We start from the raw sequence: 17,172 nt of genomic DNA on the forward strand, positions 1-17,172 counted from the left end.
GTGTCACCTAGAAGTTACCCACCCCTGTGGGTCGAATGCGCGGCCTTGATACCGCATTTCAAAGTATAAACCCGATTGCTCATTGCCGCCGCTGTTGCCTGCAGTGGCAATGGTTTCCCCGGTCTTGACCAGGTCACCGGCGCGTTTCAATACCGACTGGTTGTTGCCGTAAATCGTCATGTACTGGTTGCCGTGATCGACGATGATCAGGTTGCCGAAACCGCGCAACCAGTCCGCGAAGACCACGCGTCCTGCTGCCACTGCCCGCACTTCCGCGCCTTCCTGGGCGCGCAGGAACAGGCCCCGGCTGGTCGGTCCGTCGCCGCGGCGGCTACCGAATTTCGATACCAGCTCGCCCCTGACCGGCAGATGCAATTGTCCGCGCAGGCTGGCAAAGGGCTTGCCGAAATTGTCCGCCTGCGGCTCGGGCAGCGTGTCGTTGCGTCCCAAGGAAGCCTGTTGCGGCGGTTCGTCATCATCGATGGCGTCGGCCGGATCGGGCATCTTCGGCGCCGGCTTGCCTTCCTTGGCGGCCTTGGCCGCTTCGGCGGCGCGCTTCTCGGCGCGGGCACGCTGTTCAGCCAGACGCTTCTCGCGTTCGGCCTTGGCTTTGGCCAATTGTTCCTGGCGACGTTTCTCGCGAGCTTCGGCTTCGGCCTTTTTCTGCTGCTCGATAATCTGCGCCAGCTTGTCCACCAGACTGGAGAGGCGCTGCTGATCCTGCTCGATGCGGCCGGCTTCCTGGCGCTGGGCATTGAGTTTGGTGGAAAGCTGCGAAAGCAAGGTCTGGCGGCGGCCCTTCTCGCGTTCCAGTACCTTCTTCTGTTCCTGTTCTTCCTGGGCGATTTCATCCAGTTCGAACTTGGCATTCTGGGTGTCGGCCTTGTTGGCGCGGATCGCCTGCTGGTTGGCACGCAGGGTTTCAATCAGTTTGGCCTGGGCTTGCGAGACATAGCCCATGTACTGCAGCTCGCGATTGATGCGATTGGGATTGTCGCCGGAGAGCAGCAGCTTGATGCGGTCCTCGTTGCCGGCCACGTATTGCTCGCGCAGCAGCTTGGACAGCTGCGCCTGCTGGGCGTTGACCAGCGCGGTCAGTTCGTTCAACTGCTTGACCAGCTGCGCCAGGCGCGCTTCGGTGGCCTGCTGCTCCTGCGCCAGATCGCGCAGCGAACGATTGGCTTTGGAGATCGCCTGTTCGGAAGCGGCCAGGGCGTCGGCGGCATTGTCCTTGGCAGTCTCGGTCTGGTCGATATCGCGCTTGAGCGTAGTCAGGCGCTGTTGCAGGTCGGCCTGTTCCTTCTCGGCGGCCTGCTTCTGCCGGGTCCGCTCGGTGATCGGCTGGGCCTGCACCGCGGCACACAGCAGCAGACCGCAAGCCATCGTCGCCAGCAAGCGAAAGGCTCCCCGCGGCGCGCCCGACAGGAGGGCGGAGCGCGCCGGTGGAATGCACTTTCCGGAAAGGGACGCCGCCTGTGCGGCGGGCGTCTTGCTGGAGCAACGCAGTTTTATTTCGACTTCCCTTGATTGGCCACGGCCTTGAGCGCTGCTTCGATGGCGGACTGGTCGCCCAGGTAGTAGCTCTTGATCGGCTTGAGGTCGGCGTCCAGTTCATAGACCAGCGGCTGGCCGTTGGGGATGTTCAGGCCGACGATGTCGTTGTCGCTGATGCCGTCCAGGTACTTGATCAGGGCGCGCAGGCTGTTGCCGTGGGCCGAAATGATGATCTGCTTGCCAGCGCGAATGGCCGGGGCGATGGAGTCATTCCAAGCCGGCAGCACACGCGCCACGGTGTCCTTCAGGCATTCGGTCAGCGGCACCTGCTCGCGCGAGAGGCCGGCGTAGCGGGCGTCGCCGAAGGCATCGCGCTCTTCGCCCGGGGTCAGCGGGTTGGGCGGGGTATCGTAGCTGCGGCGCCAGACCAGCACCTGCTCGTCGCCGTACTGGGCGGCGGTTTCGGCCTTGTTCAGACCTTGCAGGGCGCCGTAGTGGCGTTCGTTGAGGCGCCAGTCGTTCTTGATCGGGATGTACATCTGGTCCATTTCGTCCAGCGTCGTCCAGAGGGTGCGGATGGCGCGCTTCAACACCGAGGTGTAGGCCAGGTCGAAGGAGAAACCGGCTTCCTTGAGCAGCTTGCCGGCCTGGCGGGCTTCAGCCACGCCCTTTTCGGTCAGGTCGACGTCGACCCAGCCGGTGAAGCGGTTGGCCAGGTTCCAGGTCGATTCGCCGTGGCGCATGAATACGATTTTGTACATAGCAGGACTTGTATTGATGATGGATAAACCGCTGCGGCTGCCCCAAAGATCGACTACGCGAGACCGGGTGCACGCCTTAAACTAGACTGTTCGGTCCGGATGCAAACCGCGAATGCTTCTATTTTATAATGCCGGGATTCAGTAAACTCATTGGACTGCCGTGAAATTCATCATCGACAATATTTTCCTGATCGCCCTGGCCTTGGTCTCGGGCGGTGCGCTGCTGGTTCCCTACCTGCAGCAGCGCGGCAACAAGCTGAGCCTCTTGCAGGCCACGCAGATGCTCAACCAGGGCAAGGTGCTGGTGCTGGATGTGCGTGAACCCGAGCAATTCGCCGCCGGCCACCTGCGCGACGCCCGCAACATCCCCTTGAAAGAGTTGCCGCAGCGCATCGGCGAGCTCGACAAGCTCAAGGGCCGCCCGGTCATCGTGGTGTGCCAGACCGGCACCCAGGCCAACCGTGCCGAAGCGTCGCTGAAGAAGGCCGGCTTCACCGAAGTCTACGGCTTGAACGGCGGCATCGCCGCCTGGCAAGGCCAGGGCCTGCCGCTGACCACCAAGGAGGCAAAATGAGCGCTCCCGTGACCATGTACTGCACCGCCGTGTGCCCGTATTGCATGATGGCCGAGCGTTTGCTGGCCAGCAAGGGAATCACGCAGATCGAGAAGATCCGCGTGGATCTCGAACCTCAGCAGCGTGAGCTGATGATGCAAAAGACCGGCCGCCGTACCGTGCCCCAGATCTATGTCGGCGACACCCATGTCGGTGGCTTCGATGACCTGAGCGCACTGGACCGTGCCGGCAAGCTGGACCCGCTGCTGCAAGCCTGACGCCAGGGCAGCACACTCCCCCTATCGATTCACCGAACCTGAAAGAGATCCATGTCGGAACAGAACCAAGAAGCCCAACAGCAACCCGTTTTCCAGATCCAGCGCGTCTACCTGAAGGATCTGTCGCTGGAACAGCCGAATTCCCCGGCCATCTTCCTGGAACAGGAAGCCCCTTCGATCGAAGTGTCGGTGGACGTCGGTGCCGAAGCGCTGGCTGAAGGCGTGTTCGAATCGACCGTGACCATCACCGTGACCGCCAAGGTCAAGGACAAAGTCGCCTTCCTGGTCGAGGGCAAGCAAGCCGGCATCTTCGAGATCCGCAACGTGCCGGCCGAACAGCTGGACCCGCTGCTGGGCATCGGCTGCCCCAACATCATCTACCCGTACCTGCGCGCCAACATCGCCGACGCCATCACCCGCGCCGGTTTCCCGCCGGTGCACCTGGCCGAGATCAACTTCGAGGTGTTCTACCAGCAGCGCCTGCAGGCACTGGCCGAGCAACAAGGCGCGACCCTGGTCAACAACGGCTCCACCGCCGTCAACTGATCGGGTTTCACCCCCTGTCCGCCTGCCGGGCCGGCCGCATCCTCTGCGGCAGCCCGGCACGACAACGAGCCGCCGCAGCCTGTGCTGCGGCGCTTTCCCTTCTGCGGAGACCTTCACGATGAAACGCCTGCCCCTGATTCTTTGCGCAACCCTGCTCGGCGCCTTCATGGCCAAGGATGCCCTGGCCCTGGACTTCAAGTCGGTCGGCGCCTCGCCCGCCATCATGTATGACGCCCCGTCCGAAAAGGGCCGCCGTGTCTATGTCGCGCCGCGCGGCATGCCGGTCGAGGTGGTGCTGACCTATGGCGACTGGAGCAAGGTCAGGGATGCCGCCGGCACGCTGTCCTGGATCTCCTCCAAGGCCTTGACGCCCAAGCGCATGCTGGTGGTGTCGGTGGCCAATGCGCGCATCTTCAATGCTGCCGATGAAGGCAGCCCGGTGGTCTTCACGGCCGACAAGTCGGTCCTGCTGGAGATGCTGGAAAGCCCCAACAACGGCTGGGTCAAGGTCCGCCACCGCGACGGCCAGAGCGGCTTCGTGAAGGCCGGCGATGTCTGGGGCGATTGAGCGAAGAGCGGCCTGAGATGAAAATCACCATTCTGGGCGCTGGCGCATGGGGTACCGCGCTGGCCATTCCCCTGGCGCGTAAGCATCAGGTCGTGCTGTGGGGGCGCAATGCCCTGGCCATGAAGGCCGCCAGCGAGCAACGCGAAAACGGCCTCTACCTCCCCGGATTCGCGCTGCCGCCCGAACTGGCGGTGAGTTCGGACTTCGATGCCGCCGTGCGCCACGTCTGCGACGACCCATCCGATTCGCTGCTCATTGCCGCCTCATCGGTGTCCGGCCTGCGTGAGCTGGCGGGGCATTTGCGCGCCTATGCCATTCCCAACCTGGTGTGGCTGTGCAAGGGCCTGGAAGAAGGCACGCGCCTGCTGCCGCACCAGGTGGTGCAGGAAGTGCTGGGTTCAGGCGTGGCTGCCGGAGTGCTCTCCGGCCCCTCCTTTGCCCAGGAAGTGGCGCGCGGCCTGCCCTGCGCGCTGACCATCGCCGGTGCCGATGCGGCGCTGTGCGAGCGTGTGGTCGCGGCGGTGCATGGCAACAACATCCGCATCTATTCCAGCGATGATCTGGTGGGGGTGGAGATCGGCGGCGCGGTCAAGAATATCCTGGCCATCGCCACCGGCGTGGCCGATGGCCTGCAACTGGGCTTGAACGCCCGTGCAGCATTGATCACCCGCGGCCTGGCTGAAATCACGCGCTTGGGCGTGGCGCTGGGCGGACGTGCAGAAACCTTCATGGGACTCTCAGGGGTGGGCGACCTCATCCTGACCTGCACCGGCGACCTCTCGCGCAACCGGCGCGTCGGTCTGGGACTGGCTCAAAACAAGAAACTGGACGATATCGTCGCCGAACTCGGCCACGTGGCCGAAGGCGTGCGCTGCGCACAGGCCGTGCGGGCGCTGGCGCGCGAAAAAGGCATCGAGATGCCGATCACCGATGCGGTGGCGGCAGCCTTGTTCGACGGCGTGTCGGTGCAGGACATGGTGGCCCGGCTGCTGGCGCGGGATCCGCGCGAAGAAAGCCTGTAAGACAGCCTCTCCCGCTCGCACACTGGGACGGGAGATTCACCAAACCTCACCTGAAAGTGAAGCGGAGAAAATGACAGCCGGAGCAGAAATGCCTCCGGCTGTTTTTTATCGCCCGAGAATTCGGAGAGGATTCAGGCGGGTTGTTGCCTGAATCCGCCCTGCTTCAACGCGCGATGATGTCGCTTTCCATCTTGGGACGCTTGAAGCGTTGCGGCGAACCGCCTTCGAGCGCGTCATCCATCTGCTTGGAGATCTTGTCGTAGCGCGCGCTGCAGTCATCGTCCTGAGGGACGGCTTCTGCGCCCTTCAGGCGCTTGGCCAGACGGGTACTGCGCGCTTCCCCGCCCATGACGTATTGCTGGGCGGCGCGGCCGGCGTGGTTATTGTTCGTGGTCTTGTTGCGTTGTATGGCTTGCATCGTATTTCCTCTTACGTCGCTGACGCTCAACGTTCTTCCATCCTGAGTTGTTGTTCGGAAGAACACGCAGCGCCCCGGAAGATGTTGCCTGCTGCCTTGATTCCGGGAGACTGCTCCAGATACACAAGCACTGCGTTTCTTGACAGTGCTTTAGGTATGTAACGCCCGAGCGGCATTTTGGAATACGCGAAAAGTCAGTATTTTGTCAGCCAAATTGAAATTACTGCTCGCCGGCAAATTCATGCGGCTGCGCAAAAAATGACGCAAACCCGCTACCATCAAGGCTGACAGCGCTGTCAGAATGCGCAGGATTGTGCACTTTTGCTGAACAAAAAAAAGAGAAAAAAAATGTTGCGAAACGTATCTTCCTTCACGAGACGCATCAAAAATACGACGAAAAATTACCAAGAAGAATATTTATCACCCGCTGCGACAACTCATCCGTGCACCGGCACGGGCAGACCGAGATCCGCCGGGACGAGTGAAAAAACCTTCGCATCGCGCGGCTCACCATGAAAGACCAGGCGATTGCGCGCCAGGCATTCCAGCGTGGCACCCGCCTTCTCCGCCACCCTCTGGCTACGCAGGTTGCCAGCCTGGGCCACGATTTCCAGGCGGGTGAGCCCGGTCCTGGAGAAGGCGAAAGCCGCCGCCGCCCGCGCGGCAAGGGCGGCGATGCCGCGGCCGGTGTAGCCCTCACGCACCCAGTAGCCCAGGTTGGCCATCTGGTTCAGCTGGCTGACCTGATTGATGGCCACCGAGCCGATCACCAGGCCGTTGCTGCGATCGATGATGTTGAAATCGTAAGCCGCGTGTACATGCCATTGCTCGATGGAGCGCTGCAGGAACAGCTTGGCGTCCAGCAGGCCGTAGTCGGGCGTACACCAGGCTTCCCACTGGCCGATGGCATCGCGCGACTGGCGCACCGCGTCATACAGCGCCGGGGCCTCGCGCAGGCCGAGCGGGCGCACTTCGATGGCGCGGTCGCAGTAGATGATTTGCCGTTCGCGGTCGATGGAGCGGAGCATGGGATCCGTGGATGAAGTTTCTTTCAGATCTTACCGAAATTGGACGGTGCCGGAACTGTCCCTGCGGTCAGCCCAGTTGCGCCCGCAATTGCGCCAGATGGGTGATGACCGCCACTTCCGCGGGCAGCTCCGGATGCACGCCATGCTCCTGCAAGGCGATCACACGCATGCCCGCTGCCAGCCCGGCTTGCACGCCCGGCAGGCTGTCTTCCACCACGGCGCAGCGCCGGGGCGGGACGCCCAGGCGTTCTGCGGCGAACAGGAACAGGGCGGGATCGGGTTTCCAGCGTTGCACGTCGTAGGCGCTGAAGATGCGGCCGGCAAAATGCGGCAGCAGTCCGGTCACGCGCAGGCACAGCTCGATCTTGTGATGCGGGGCGTTGGACGCCAGGGCAAAGGGCAGGTGCAGCTGCTCCACCATCTCGACGGCACCGCTGATGGGTTGCAGGTGCTGCTCCAGCATGCCGCCCATGAGGGCGCGCAGTTCCTGCTCGAAGTGGCCCGGCAGGGTCTGGCCATGCAATTGCTCGATGTGCGAGATGCACCACTTCATGCTCACGCCGCGAAAACGCGCCAGCGCCTCGTCGGGGCTGAGGGTGACGCCGTAAGTGGCCACGTACTCGGACCAGGCCCGGGCGGCCACCACTTCGCTGTCGACCAGGGTGCCGTCACAGTCGAAGATGACCAGTTCGGGCGCGGCAGGGGGCTGCTTCATCATTGCTCCTTGTTGTTCGGGGGCGTTGGCCGCCCTCTTCAAGGAGCCGCCAAACCCATCAAAGTTCGCCGTAGGAATGCAGGCCCGAGAGGAACATGTTCACTCCCAGGAAGGCAAACGTCGTCACCAGCAGGCCCACCAGCGCCCACCAGGCGGCGGTGCGGCCACGCAGGCCCTTCATGAGGCGCATGTGCAGCCAGGCGGCATAGTTGAGCCAGACGATCAGGGCCCAGGTTTCCTTGGGATCCCACGACCAGTAACCGCCCCAGGCTTCAGCGGCCCACAGCGCCCCCAGGATGGTGGCGATGGTGAAGAAGGCAAAGCCGACGGCGATGGCCTTGTACATCACGTCATCCAGCACTTCCAGCGTGGGCAGGCGATCGGCCAGGATGCCGCGCTCGCGCAGCAGGTAGGCCACCGCCACCATCGCCGCCAGGGCGAAGGTGCCGTAGCCGATGAAGTTGGCCGGCACGTGGATCTTCATCCACCAGCTCTGCAGCGCCGGCACCAGCGGCTGGATCTCGGCCGCATCCCGCGAGACGGTATACCACATCAGGAAAGCGACCGCCGCCGTGATGACGGTCAGCACAAAAGCACCCAGCTGGCGCGTGGCGTAACGTTCTTCGTAGTACAGGTAGAAAAGGGCCGTAATCAGGCAGAACAGGACGAAAACTTCATATAAATTGGAAATGGGGATGTGGCCTACATCCGGGCCGATCAGGTAGGACTCGTACCAGCGCACCATCATGCCGGTGAAGCCCAGCACCACGGCCGCCCAGCACAGGCGCGAGCCGATCGCGCTGCCGGTGCCGGCGGTGGTGGCCAGGCCGCCCCAGTAGAACAGCGTGGAGAGGCAGAACAGCGCGCTCATCCACAGGATCGCGGACTGGCTGGAGAGCATGTACTTGAGGAAGAATTTCTTGTCCGCCAGTTCCAGCGCGCCGCCATACATGGCGATGGCCCCCAGCGAGAGCACGGCGATCACCAGCATCAGCAGGCGAACCGGCTTCCAGTGCCAGCCCAGCCAGGCGAAGGTCGGTGCGGCCAGCAGCAGCACGGCCTTCTCGTAGTAATCCATATAGCTGCCGAAGCGCCCGAAGGCGTACAGCGATCCGGCCACCAGCGCGGCGGCGTAGATCCAGTCGACGAGACTGAGCCGCCGGAAAAAGCCTTGCTCTTGCTCGTAGGCCTGGTTTGCTTGGGTCAGTTGCATTGCGTTCTCCACTGCTGCTGTCCCGGCACATGCGCAAGCCAAGCCTGCCCCATGTGCCGGGGGATCGCCGCCATTACCGGCGGCATGAAGGGTTCAGGCCGAGGGACCGGGGGCGGGCTGGCCCGCGCCGGTCAGACGGTCTTTCATCTGTTCGAATTCCTTGTCGAAGTCCAGCGTGCGGCGCTGCGTGCTCATGGCCAGCAGGGCCTGGCTGCCCTGGCCATCGGGACCGGGCTTGATCCAGATCCACAGGCGCCGTTCACGAATGTACAGCATCGCGAACACGCCCAGTACCAGGAACAGGCAACCCAGGTAGACCACCTTCTTGCCCGGTGAACGCGTCACCTGCAGCACCGAGGCCTTGATCTCCTGGAAACTCGTGAGCTGCAGGAACACCGGTGCCGGATAGAAGGCCGCATCGGCCAGGGCATTGATGGCCAGTTGCAGGTAGCGGCCATGCTTCTCGTCGCTGGCTACCGGAGCGAGACCCTCTTGGGCGCGCGCGGCTTGCCACAGCTCCCACATGCTGCCGTTGAGGATCTTCATGAAGATGTCGGCGGCCTTTTCCTGTTCGGCCGCGGGCAGTTGCTCCAGGAAGCGCGTCACGGCGATGTAGCCGGAGACCTTGCCGTCGCCGGCAAAAATGGTCAGCCCGCGCAGGGCCGATTGTTCCAGTTGCTCCCGCAACACGGGCGAGGCTTCGCGCCCGCTGCTGATGGCCTGCCGCGCATAGCGGCGTGCGGCTTCCTGGCGCAAAGCCGGATTGGCCAAGGCCGCGCGCAGGCGCATCCACTCGGCGACGCTGTCGTTGTCATCGGCGGGAATGCGCAGGTAACGGAAGGGCTGGTCGGGCTGCTCGCGCATGCCGGCCAGGAAGACATCGGCACCATCGATGGGCAGCGACTGCATGTAGTTGAAGTATTCGCGCGCCTGCCCGGTCTTGTCGCGCAGCTTGTACTGCACGCTCGGGCCGACATTCTTGAAGTCCTTGCTGTTGGCATTCTTGGCACTGGAGCCGAGGTGCTTGTCCAGGCCGTCCATGAAGCCGCGATTGACATTCTTGCCCACGTTGACCGCGCGCGCATCGCCCGAGGTCGAGCCGGAGGCCTGGCCGGAGGCGGCGGCCTGCATGTTCTCGACGTTGAAGGGACGGAAGCCGCTCCACTCGATGGTGTAGTCACCGCTGCTGGAGGACAGCGGCGTGGTGCCGTTGACCTCGCCGGCCAGGTCGAAGTGGCTGTTGCTGCCGCCGCGCATCGGATAGGCGACCAGCTTGAGCTTGCTGCCGCCGTCCTCGAAGCTGGACTGATAGATCGCCACGCCCTTGTAGATCAGCGGTTCGTTGACCTTGATGGTGGCGGCGGTTTCCTTGCCGGTTTCATGGTCGCGCACCACCACTTCGCTGGCGAAGAGCTTGGGCATGCCGGTCGAGTAGAAGTCGATGATGAAACGCTTCAACTGGATGGTGAAGGGCAAGTCCTGGATCATCACGCCATCCTTCTGCGGGATGATGGCGGTGCTGCTGCTGGAGCCTTCAGGAATGAGCGTGTTGCCGCGGAAGGTCGGGTTGTTCAGGCCCAGGCGATAGCGTTCGGGGATCTCGGAAATGATGCCATTGCCGGCAAAGGCCGACTTGCCATAGAACCATTGCTGGAAGCGGATCGGCAGATCCGAATCGAGCAGGCCGCCCAGGCAGATGATAACGATGGCCGCGTGCGCGAAAATGTAGCCCCACTTGTTGGCCGCCCCCTGCTTGGCCGCCAGCAGCGTGCCGCCTTCCTTGTCGGCCAGCCTGGTCTTGTAGCCGCGCGCGCCGACCTGGCGCTGCAGCCGCGCCGCAGCCTCGGCCGGGGCTTCGGCAGTCGTCCATTCATGCTTGTGATGGAAATTGCGCAGCGACTGCTCGCGCACGTTGTCGCGCCAGCTCTTCACATCGCGCAACATCTTCGGCGCATTGCGGGCGATGCACAGCGAGGTCGACAGCACCAAGAAGCCCATGATCAGCAGGAACCACCAGGCCGAATACACCGCATACAAACCGGCCTTGCCGAAGATCTCGAACCAGAACGGACCGAACTGGTTCACGTAGTTGGGCATCGGTTCGTTCTGCTTCATCACCGTGCCGATCACCGAGGCGATGGCAATCAGCGTCAGCAGGCTGATCGCAAAGCGCATCGATGAGACCACTTCGACGGCCTCGCCGAGCCAGCGCTGGCGAGTCCTGATCTGGATTCCTTGGGTACTGCTGCCCGTCGTCATATTCCTGCCTTACCGGACCGGGCCTGCCGGTTCCGCTTACCTGGGGGGATCTCCTTGCCGGTCGGCAAAGCGATGCGAACCCGGATTTTACCGCTCCGGGGGAAAGTCCGTGATACGCGCCTGCGTAGCCCGGGTATGCCGGGGCGATTATCTGGTCCGGCGGGGAGGGATCATGCCGTGTTGGACGATGTTTCACCACGACGTGCGTCAAGCTGCATGAAAAAAGGCGGCACGCCGGCCGCCTCTTTCCTGCCCGCGCCGTGTGGCGGCAGGCTGATTACTTCAGGCCGGCGATGTAGTCGGCCACGGCTTTGATTTCCTTGTCCGACAGGCGGTCGGCGATGGCGGTCATCTGGGCGCTGTTGGTGCGCGCTCCGCCACGGAAGTTGGTCAGCTGGGCCACCGTGTAATCCTGGTGCTGGCCGGCCAGGCGCGGATACTGGGCCGGGATGCCGGCCCCATTGGGGCTATGGCAGCCAGCGCAGGCCGGCACGTTCTTGGAGGCGATGCCGCCGCGCCAGATGTGCTTGCCCAGCTCGATGGTGTCCTTGTTCTTGGCGGCACCCGGCTTGGGCGCCTGGGCAGCCAGGTAGGCCGCGACGTTGTGGATGTCTTCATCCGAGAGCGCCTTGGCCAGCGGCGACATCACCGGGTTGTTGCGGTCAGGGGTACGAAAGTTGAGCAGCTGCTTGGCGATGTAGGCCTCATGCTGGCCGGACAGCTTGGGATTCTGGGTGATGGTCGAATTGCCGGCTGCGCCGTGGCAGGACATGCAGGCCACGATGTTGCGGGCATTGTCGCCATTGGTGTAGAGGGCTTCCCCCTTGGCCGGATCGGCCTTGATCGGGGCTTTCTTGTCATCGGCCGCATGGGCCGCCGAGGACACTGCCAGCACGGCAGCAAGAACGGTATACAACAGTGGGGAAAAGGCACGGTTCATTCGTCACCCTAATACTTATTGTGGAATTGAGAGATTTTGCCCGTTCGGCGGCTGGCTGCCCCCTGCCCAAATGCCTGTTGTTTGACCTGTCTCCAATGGCCGCCATATTTTTTGCTTGCTTGGCGTCAACGAGGCGCTGGGTTTCGGGCCATTGTACAATAGCTTCTCCGCGTTTTTCCCTCCTCTTTCGGATTTCCCCCCACCATGTCGCAACTTTGGCAAGCCCGTTTCTTCACCACCGTCAATCACCTGCGGGACCTGCCCAAGACCAGTGTGCCGGAAATCGCCTTCGCCGGCCGTTCCAACGCCGGCAAATCCAGTGCCATCAACGTGCTGTGCAATCAGAAGCGCCTGGCCTTCGCCTCCAAGACACCGGGACGCACCCAGCACATCAACTATTTCTCGCTGGGCGGCGCCCACGTCGGCCAGCACCGCAATGACGAGGCGCGCCCCGACGAGATCCGCGCCATGCTGGTGGACTTGCCCGGCTATGGCTACGCCGAGGTCTCCGGCTCGGCCAAGCATCACTGGCAAGCCCTGCTGGGTGATTACGTGCGCCAGCGCGAGCAACTGGCGGCGCTGGTGATGATCGTCGATTCGCGCCGTCCCTTCACCGACCTGGATATCCAGATGATCGAGTGGTTCGCCCCCACCGGCAAACCCATCCATTGCATCCTGAGCAAGGCCGACAAGCTCAACCGCAACGAATCCACCAATGCCCTGCGCCAGGCCCAGACCTTCCTGCAAAGCTATGTGGATGCGGATGGCCAGCCCTTCCCGTTCACGGCCCAACTGTTCTCGGCGCTGAAGCGCATCGGTCTGGACGAAGCCAACGACAAGATCCTGGAACTGGCCGGCCTGAACCAGCCAGTTGAGACGGCCGAGCCGGTGGCACCGGCAGCGCTGGCCAATGAAGCTGCTGGCAGCGCCGACACCAACACACCGCAAGCCTGATCGCCGACAAGGCAAGATCTTTCCGGACGGAGTACAACGCATGAATAAAAAAACCCCGGAGAACAGGGAAATTCTCCGGGGAAGAACGCCTTTCGCTTGCGCGATCAGCCCCGCTCAGGGAGGGAAGGGGAAGCGGGAGGTGAAAAAATCACCTGCCGCCAAGATAATGCAAGTCTCGGAAATTGGAGCAGATCTGTAATCAAAGGAATCAAATCTCCGAAGATAGCGATATTTGCCTCGAAATAATTCCAAGATAGCCTCAAATAACATCTAATTTTTGAAAGCTGACCTATGTCCTTGACCGATTTCAGTTCCAACGCCGGCTACCCTGCCCTGCGCATGCGCCGCATGCGCCGCGACGCCTTTTCTCGCGCCCTGATGGCCGAAAACGTCATCACCAGCGCCGACCTGATCTACCCCGTGTTCGTGCAGGAGGGCCAGAATCTGCGCACGCCCGTGGCCTCGCTGCCGGGCGTGGAGCGCCTCTCGCTGGACACGCTGCTGCCGGTGGCCGAGGAATGCGTGAAGCTGGGCGTGCCGGTGCTGGCGCTGTTCCCGGTGATCGATCCGGCCCTGAAGACGCCCGACGGCATCGAAGCCACCAACCCCGACGGCCTGGTGCCGCGCGTGGTGCGCGCCCTGAAGGACCGCTTCCCCGAACTGGGCGTGCTGTGCGACGTGGCGCTCGACCCCTACACCAGCCACGGCCAGGACGGCGTGCTGGACGAAACCGGCTACATCCTCAACGATGAAACCATCGCGCTGCTGGTCAAGCAGGCGCAAACCCAGGCCGATGCCGGCGTGGACGTGGTGGCCCCCTCGGACATGATGGACGGCCGCATCGCCGCCATCCGCGCCATGCTGGAAGCCCAAGGCCATATTTACACCCGCATCATGGCCTACTCCGCCAAGTACGCCTCGGCCTTCTACGGCCCCTTCCGCGACGCCGTCGGCTCGGCCGCCAACCTGGGCAAGGGCAGCAAGGCCACCTACCAGATGGATCCGGCCAACAGCGACGAAGCCCTGCGCGAAGTGGCGCTGGACCTGCAGGAAGGTGCCGACATGGTCATGGTCAAGCCCGGCATGCCCTACCTGGACATCGTGCGCCGCGTGAAGGATGAATTCCGCGTGCCCACCTTCGCCTACCAGGTCAGCGGCGAATACGCCATGATCAAGGCCGCCGCCCAGAACGGCTGGCTGGACCACGACAAGACCATGATGGAAGCCATGATGGCCTTCAAGCGCGCCGGCGCCGATGGCGTGCTGACCTACTTCGCGCTGGACATCGCACGCAAGCTCAAGCAGGGCTGATCGGCCCATCGGCAGATCAGACAGATCAGGCAGGTGAAAAAAAACGCACCCCGGTCACCCGGGATGCGTTGAACATGGTCCGATCCACATCAGACTTCTTGCTCAAAACCTGGCGGGCGGCGGCTTCACCAGCGCCACCCGGCTTGATGCTTCATGGCGCCGCTGCGTTCACTTCCACAGTGCGCACTTGGATTCCGCCTTGGTCATGTAGGCTTGCTCGCCGGGGATGGTCTGCACCAGCTTGTAGTAATCCCATGGGCGCTTGGATTCGGAAGGTTTCTTCACCTCCATCAGGTACATGTCATGCACCATGCGGCCGTCCGGGCGCACCACACCATTGCTGGTGAAGAAATCCTTGATGCGGTTCTTGCGCAGGTAGTCCATGACCTGGTCGGCATCGGTGCTGCCCACGGCCTTGACCGCCTTCAGGTACTGGCCCACGGCCGACGCGTCACCGGCCTGGAACATGGACGGCATCTTCTTCATTTTCAGGAAGTAGCGATTGGCCCAGGCACGGCTCTCATCGTTCAAGTCCCAGTACCAGCCATCGGTGAGGTACATCCCTTGCGTCATCTGCAGACCCAGCGAATGGGTATCGTTGATGAAGATCAGCAGGCCGGCCAGCTTCATGGTCTTGTTCACGCCGAATTCATTGGCGGCCTTGATGGCATTGATGACATCGCCCCCGGCCACGGCCAGCCCCAGGATCTGCGCCTTGGAGGACTGCGCCTGCAACAGGAAGGACGAGAAATCCGAAGTCGCCAGCGGCACGCGAGTCGCGCCGATGACATTGCCGCCATTGCTCTTGACGACCTCGCTGGTGTCCTTCTCCAGCGAAGTACCGAAGGCATAGTCCGCCGTCAGGAAATACCAGGACTTGCCGCCCTGGCGCGTGATGGCCGCGCCCGTGCCGCGCGCCAGGGCCGTGGTGTCGTAGGCGTACTGGACGGTGTAGGCATTGCACTCCTCATTGGTCTGGCGGGTGGTGCCGGCACCGACCGAGATGAAGACCTTCTTCTTCTCGCCCGCCACCTTGCCCATGGCCAGGCTGGCGGCCGAGTTCACGCCGCCGACCAGCATGTCCACGCCATCGCGGTCGAACCACTCGCGAGCCTTGTTGGCGGCGATGTCGGCCTTGTTCTGGTGGTCGGCAAAGACCAGTTCCACTTTCTTGCCGTTGATGGTGCCGCCGGCATCGGCAATGGCCATGCGGATGGCTTCGACGCCGCCCTGGCCGTCGAAGTCGGCATAGGTGCCGGACATGTCAGTGATGAAGCCGATCTTGATGGTGTCGCCCTTCGCCTGGGCGGATGGCAGGGTGGCTGCGCCCAGCAGGGCACAGGCGGCCGACAGCGCGGCGCGCCGGATGAATGCGGTCATGGGGTCTCCTCCTTTGGGGGTCCTGGAATGTGATTCTTGTTGCGACCCCGCAATCGAGTGCGGGGAAGGTCTTGCGGGACCGGCAGTGCCTCGCCGGTCCGATCCTGCGTGTGGATGATCAGCCGACGGTAGCGCGCGTCTGTTCGCCATCGACCAGGCGCAGCAGGCCCAGCGGGTTGGCGTTCTGCAGCGCGGCCGGCAGCATCGCGTCCGGATAGTTCTGGTAGCACACCGGGCGCAGGAAGCGCTCGATGGCCAGCGTGCCCACCGAAGTGCCGCGGGCATCCGAGGTGGCCGGATAGGGACCGCCGTGGACCATCGCATCGCACACCTCGACGCCGGTCGGGAAGCCATTCAACAGCAAGCGGCCGGCCTTCTGCTCAAGGATCGCGATGAGGTCCTGGTTGCCTTGCAGGTCACCGATTTCGGCTTGCAGGGTGGCAGTCAGCTGGCCATTCATCTTGGCGGCGAAGTCCAGCAGTTGCTCACGGCTTTCCAGCTCGACGATCACGGTGGCGGGGCCGAAGACTTCTTCTTCCAGCGGCGCTTCCTTGGAGAACAGCAGGGCAGCGTCGGCCTTGAACAGGTGCGGCACGGCCTGGGTATAGCTGGTGCCGCCGGTGGCGATGACCTTCACGCCCGGCAGCTGGGTCAGGCGCGCTACGCCGCCGTTGTAATGGGTCAGGCCGCCGCTGTTGAGCATGGTAGCCGGGTTGGTGCCACCGAAGGCGGCCGACAGCTTCTCGATGAAGGCGGTCAGTTCCGGCGAACGCACGCCCAGCAGCAGGCCGGGACTGGTGCACAGCTGGCCCACGCCGACCGTGACGGAACCGGCCAGGTCCTTGGCGATGGCGTCACCGCGCAGCTTCAGGGCTTCGGACATCAGGATGATGGGATTGATGCTGGACATCTCGGCAAACACCGGGATCGGCTGCGGACGGGCGGCGGCCATGTCGCACAGGGCGCGGCCACCGCGCAGCGAGCCGGTGAAGCCGACGGCCTGGATGCCGGCGCTCTTGACCAGTTGGGCACCGACGCGGTCGCCGTAGATCATGTTGAAGGTACCGGCCGGCATGCCGGTCTTCTTGACGGCGCGCTCGATGGCGTTGGCCACCAGTTCGGAAGTGACCAGGTGGCCGCTGTGGGCCTTGAACACTACCGGGCAGCCGGCAGCCAGGGCGGCAGCGGTATCGCCACCGGCCACCGAGAAGGCCAGCGGGAAGTTGCTGGCACCGAACACGGCCACCGGACCCACGCCGATCTTGTACTGGCGGATGTCCGGGCGCGGCAGCGGCTGGCGTTGCGGCAGGGCGGTATCGATGCGGGCACCGTAGAAGTCGCCGCGGCGCAGGACCTTGGCGAACAGGCGCATCTGGCCGCTGGTGCGGGCGCGCTCGCCGGCCAGGCGCGGGGTGGCCGGCAGGGCGGTTTCACGGGCCACGGCGGCCAGGAAATCGTCGCCCAGGGCATCGATCTCGTCGGCGATGGCTTCCAGGAACAGCGCGCGCTGTTCAGCCGGAACGGCGCGGTACAGCGGATAGGCCTTCTCGGCCGCATCCACGGCGGCGGCGACTTCGTGCTCGGTGGCAGTCAGGAAAGGGGTTTCGAAGAGGGCACCGGTGGCCGCGTCCACGCTGTGCAGGGCGACGTCGCCCTGGCCGCTGCGCTGGCCGCCGATGTAGTTGTGTCCTAGGATCTTGTCGCTCACGTTGTGCTCCTGCTGGTGTCGTTG

Annotated in this window: 17 protein-coding genes; 7 read left to right on the forward strand and 10 right to left on the reverse strand. The window is 63.5% G+C overall.

Annotation, left to right across the window (positions count from 1 at the left end; translation table 11 throughout):
• Positions 1–3: 3 nt before the first annotated feature.
• Both J2X56_RS26355 and gpmA read right to left on the reverse strand, forming a co-directional pair.
• Positions 4–1,383 (reverse strand): peptidoglycan DD-metalloendopeptidase family protein, encoded by a 1,380-nt coding sequence (locus J2X56_RS26355; RefSeq protein ID WP_199724995.1) that lies wholly within the window; start codon positions 1,381–1,383, stop codon positions 4–6.
• A 125-nt stretch (positions 1,384–1,508) separates the two neighbouring features.
• Complete coding sequence (gpmA, locus tag J2X56_RS26360) at positions 1,509–2,255, reverse strand: 2,3-diphosphoglycerate-dependent phosphoglycerate mutase (RefSeq protein WP_006464885.1); 747 nt, start codon at positions 2,253–2,255, stop codon at positions 1,509–1,511.
• A 160-nt stretch (positions 2,256–2,415) separates the two neighbouring features.
• On the opposite strand from gpmA, the gene J2X56_RS26365 reads away from it, so the two are divergent.
• From J2X56_RS26365 to J2X56_RS26385, 5 genes are all read left to right on the forward strand, one after another.
• Positions 2,416–2,829, forward strand: coding sequence for a rhodanese-like domain-containing protein (locus J2X56_RS26365; RefSeq protein ID WP_145607766.1), 414 nt, complete (start codon positions 2,416–2,418; stop codon positions 2,827–2,829).
• Entirely contained in the window at positions 2,826–3,086 is a 261-nt protein-coding gene (gene grxC, locus J2X56_RS26370; protein WP_034340510.1) for a glutaredoxin 3, read from the forward strand. The genes J2X56_RS26365 and grxC overlap by 4 nt, the downstream gene beginning before the upstream one ends.
• Before the next feature lie 51 nt (positions 3,087–3,137).
• Entirely contained in the window at positions 3,138–3,632 is a 495-nt protein-coding gene (gene secB, locus J2X56_RS26375) for a protein-export chaperone SecB (RefSeq protein WP_013232209.1), read from the forward strand.
• Positions 3,633–3,750: 118 nt separating this feature from the next.
• Positions 3,751–4,200 (forward strand): SH3 domain-containing protein, encoded by a 450-nt coding sequence (locus J2X56_RS26380; protein ID WP_039789605.1) that lies wholly within the window; start codon positions 3,751–3,753, stop codon positions 4,198–4,200.
• Between the two features lie 17 nt (positions 4,201–4,217).
• Positions 4,218–5,222 carry an NAD(P)H-dependent glycerol-3-phosphate dehydrogenase gene (locus J2X56_RS26385; protein ID WP_310164092.1) on the forward strand — a complete coding sequence of 335 codons (1,005 nt, stop codon included), beginning with the start codon at positions 4,218–4,220 and terminating at the stop codon, positions 5,220–5,222.
• Positions 5,223–5,385: 163 nt separating this feature from the next.
• Here J2X56_RS26385 and J2X56_RS26390 read toward each other — a convergent pair whose 3' ends face one another.
• From J2X56_RS26390 to J2X56_RS26415, 6 genes are all read right to left on the reverse strand, one after another.
• Positions 5,386–5,640, reverse strand: a complete 255-nt coding sequence (locus tag J2X56_RS26390) for a hypothetical protein (protein ID WP_034340521.1) — start codon at positions 5,638–5,640, stop codon at positions 5,386–5,388.
• A 437-nt stretch (positions 5,641–6,077) separates the two neighbouring features.
• A complete protein-coding gene (locus tag J2X56_RS26395; RefSeq protein ID WP_121037753.1) occupies positions 6,078–6,668 on the reverse strand; it encodes a GNAT family N-acetyltransferase in 591 nt (196 codons plus the stop codon).
• A 67-nt stretch (positions 6,669–6,735) separates the two neighbouring features.
• A complete protein-coding gene (locus J2X56_RS26400) occupies positions 6,736–7,383 on the reverse strand; it encodes an HAD-IA family hydrolase (RefSeq protein WP_310164096.1) in 648 nt (215 codons plus the stop codon).
• 58 nt (positions 7,384–7,441) lie between these two features.
• Positions 7,442–8,596, reverse strand: coding sequence for a c-type cytochrome biogenesis protein CcsB (ccsB, locus tag J2X56_RS26405; protein ID WP_134221062.1), 1,155 nt, complete (start codon positions 8,594–8,596; stop codon positions 7,442–7,444).
• 93 nt (positions 8,597–8,689) lie between these two features.
• Positions 8,690–10,855 carry a cytochrome c biogenesis protein ResB gene (locus J2X56_RS26410; RefSeq protein WP_121037744.1) on the reverse strand — a complete coding sequence of 722 codons (2,166 nt, stop codon included), beginning with the start codon at positions 10,853–10,855 and terminating at the stop codon, positions 8,690–8,692.
• A gap of 277 nt (positions 10,856–11,132) precedes the next feature.
• On the reverse strand, positions 11,133–11,795 hold the full coding sequence (locus J2X56_RS26415) for a cytochrome c (RefSeq protein ID WP_121037741.1): 663 nt from the start codon (positions 11,793–11,795) through the stop codon (positions 11,133–11,135).
• 204 nt (positions 11,796–11,999) lie between these two features.
• Between J2X56_RS26415 and yihA the strand changes: the two genes are divergently transcribed.
• The gene (yihA, locus tag J2X56_RS26420) at positions 12,000–12,749 is read left to right on the forward strand and encodes a ribosome biogenesis GTP-binding protein YihA/YsxC (RefSeq protein ID WP_121037738.1); all 750 of its coding nucleotides are present in this window, start codon (positions 12,000–12,002) and stop codon (positions 12,747–12,749) included.
• Between the two features lie 291 nt (positions 12,750–13,040).
• On the forward strand, positions 13,041–14,060 hold the full coding sequence (gene hemB / locus J2X56_RS26425) for a porphobilinogen synthase (protein ID WP_039789615.1): 1,020 nt from the start codon (positions 13,041–13,043) through the stop codon (positions 14,058–14,060).
• 168 nt (positions 14,061–14,228) lie between these two features.
• Here hemB and J2X56_RS26430 read toward each other — a convergent pair whose 3' ends face one another.
• Together J2X56_RS26430 and J2X56_RS26435 are read right to left on the reverse strand one after the other, a co-directional pair.
• On the reverse strand, positions 14,229–15,440 hold the full coding sequence (locus J2X56_RS26430; RefSeq protein ID WP_121037735.1) for an ABC transporter substrate-binding protein: 1,212 nt from the start codon (positions 15,438–15,440) through the stop codon (positions 14,229–14,231).
• Positions 15,441–15,558: 118 nt separating this feature from the next.
• Positions 15,559–17,148, reverse strand: a complete 1,590-nt coding sequence (locus J2X56_RS26435; RefSeq protein ID WP_121037732.1) for an aldehyde dehydrogenase (NADP(+)) — start codon at positions 17,146–17,148, stop codon at positions 15,559–15,561.
• Positions 17,149–17,172: the final 24 nt, after the last annotated feature.

The sequence above is a fragment of the Herbaspirillum sp. 1173 genome (assembly GCF_031455335.1).
GTDB lineage: Bacteria > Pseudomonadota > Gammaproteobacteria > Burkholderiales > Burkholderiaceae_D > Herbaspirillum > Herbaspirillum huttiense.

Excerpts from the sequence above, each read along its gene's own strand:
- J2X56_RS26355 (WP_199724995.1), bottom strand. The coding sequence starts at position 1,383 with ATGGCTTGCGGTCTGCTGCTGTGTGCCGCGGTGCAGGCCCAGCCGATC.
- gpmA (WP_006464885.1), bottom strand. The coding sequence starts at position 2,255 with ATGTACAAAATCGTATTCATGCGCCACGGCGAATCGACCTGGAACCTG.
- grxC (WP_034340510.1), top strand. The coding sequence starts at position 2,826 with ATGAGCGCTCCCGTGACCATGTACTGCACCGCCGTGTGCCCGTATTGC.
- secB (WP_013232209.1), top strand. The coding sequence starts at position 3,138 with ATGTCGGAACAGAACCAAGAAGCCCAACAGCAACCCGTTTTCCAGATC.
- J2X56_RS26380 (WP_039789605.1), top strand. The coding sequence starts at position 3,751 with ATGAAACGCCTGCCCCTGATTCTTTGCGCAACCCTGCTCGGCGCCTTC.
- J2X56_RS26385 (WP_310164092.1), top strand. The coding sequence starts at position 4,218 with ATGAAAATCACCATTCTGGGCGCTGGCGCATGGGGTACCGCGCTGGCC.
- J2X56_RS26390 (WP_034340521.1), bottom strand. The coding sequence starts at position 5,640 with ATGCAAGCCATACAACGCAACAAGACCACGAACAATAACCACGCCGGC.
- J2X56_RS26395 (WP_121037753.1), bottom strand. The coding sequence starts at position 6,668 with ATGCTCCGCTCCATCGACCGCGAACGGCAAATCATCTACTGCGACCGC.
- J2X56_RS26400 (WP_310164096.1), bottom strand. The coding sequence starts at position 7,383 with ATGAAGCAGCCCCCTGCCGCGCCCGAACTGGTCATCTTCGACTGTGAC.
- ccsB (WP_134221062.1), bottom strand. The coding sequence starts at position 8,596 with ATGCAACTGACCCAAGCAAACCAGGCCTACGAGCAAGAGCAAGGCTTT.
- J2X56_RS26410 (WP_121037744.1), bottom strand. The coding sequence starts at position 10,855 with ATGACGACGGGCAGCAGTACCCAAGGAATCCAGATCAGGACTCGCCAG.
- J2X56_RS26415 (WP_121037741.1), bottom strand. The coding sequence starts at position 11,795 with ATGAACCGTGCCTTTTCCCCACTGTTGTATACCGTTCTTGCTGCCGTG.
- yihA (WP_121037738.1), top strand. The coding sequence starts at position 12,000 with ATGTCGCAACTTTGGCAAGCCCGTTTCTTCACCACCGTCAATCACCTG.
- hemB (WP_039789615.1), top strand. The coding sequence starts at position 13,041 with ATGTCCTTGACCGATTTCAGTTCCAACGCCGGCTACCCTGCCCTGCGC.
- J2X56_RS26430 (WP_121037735.1), bottom strand. The coding sequence starts at position 15,440 with ATGACCGCATTCATCCGGCGCGCCGCGCTGTCGGCCGCCTGTGCCCTG.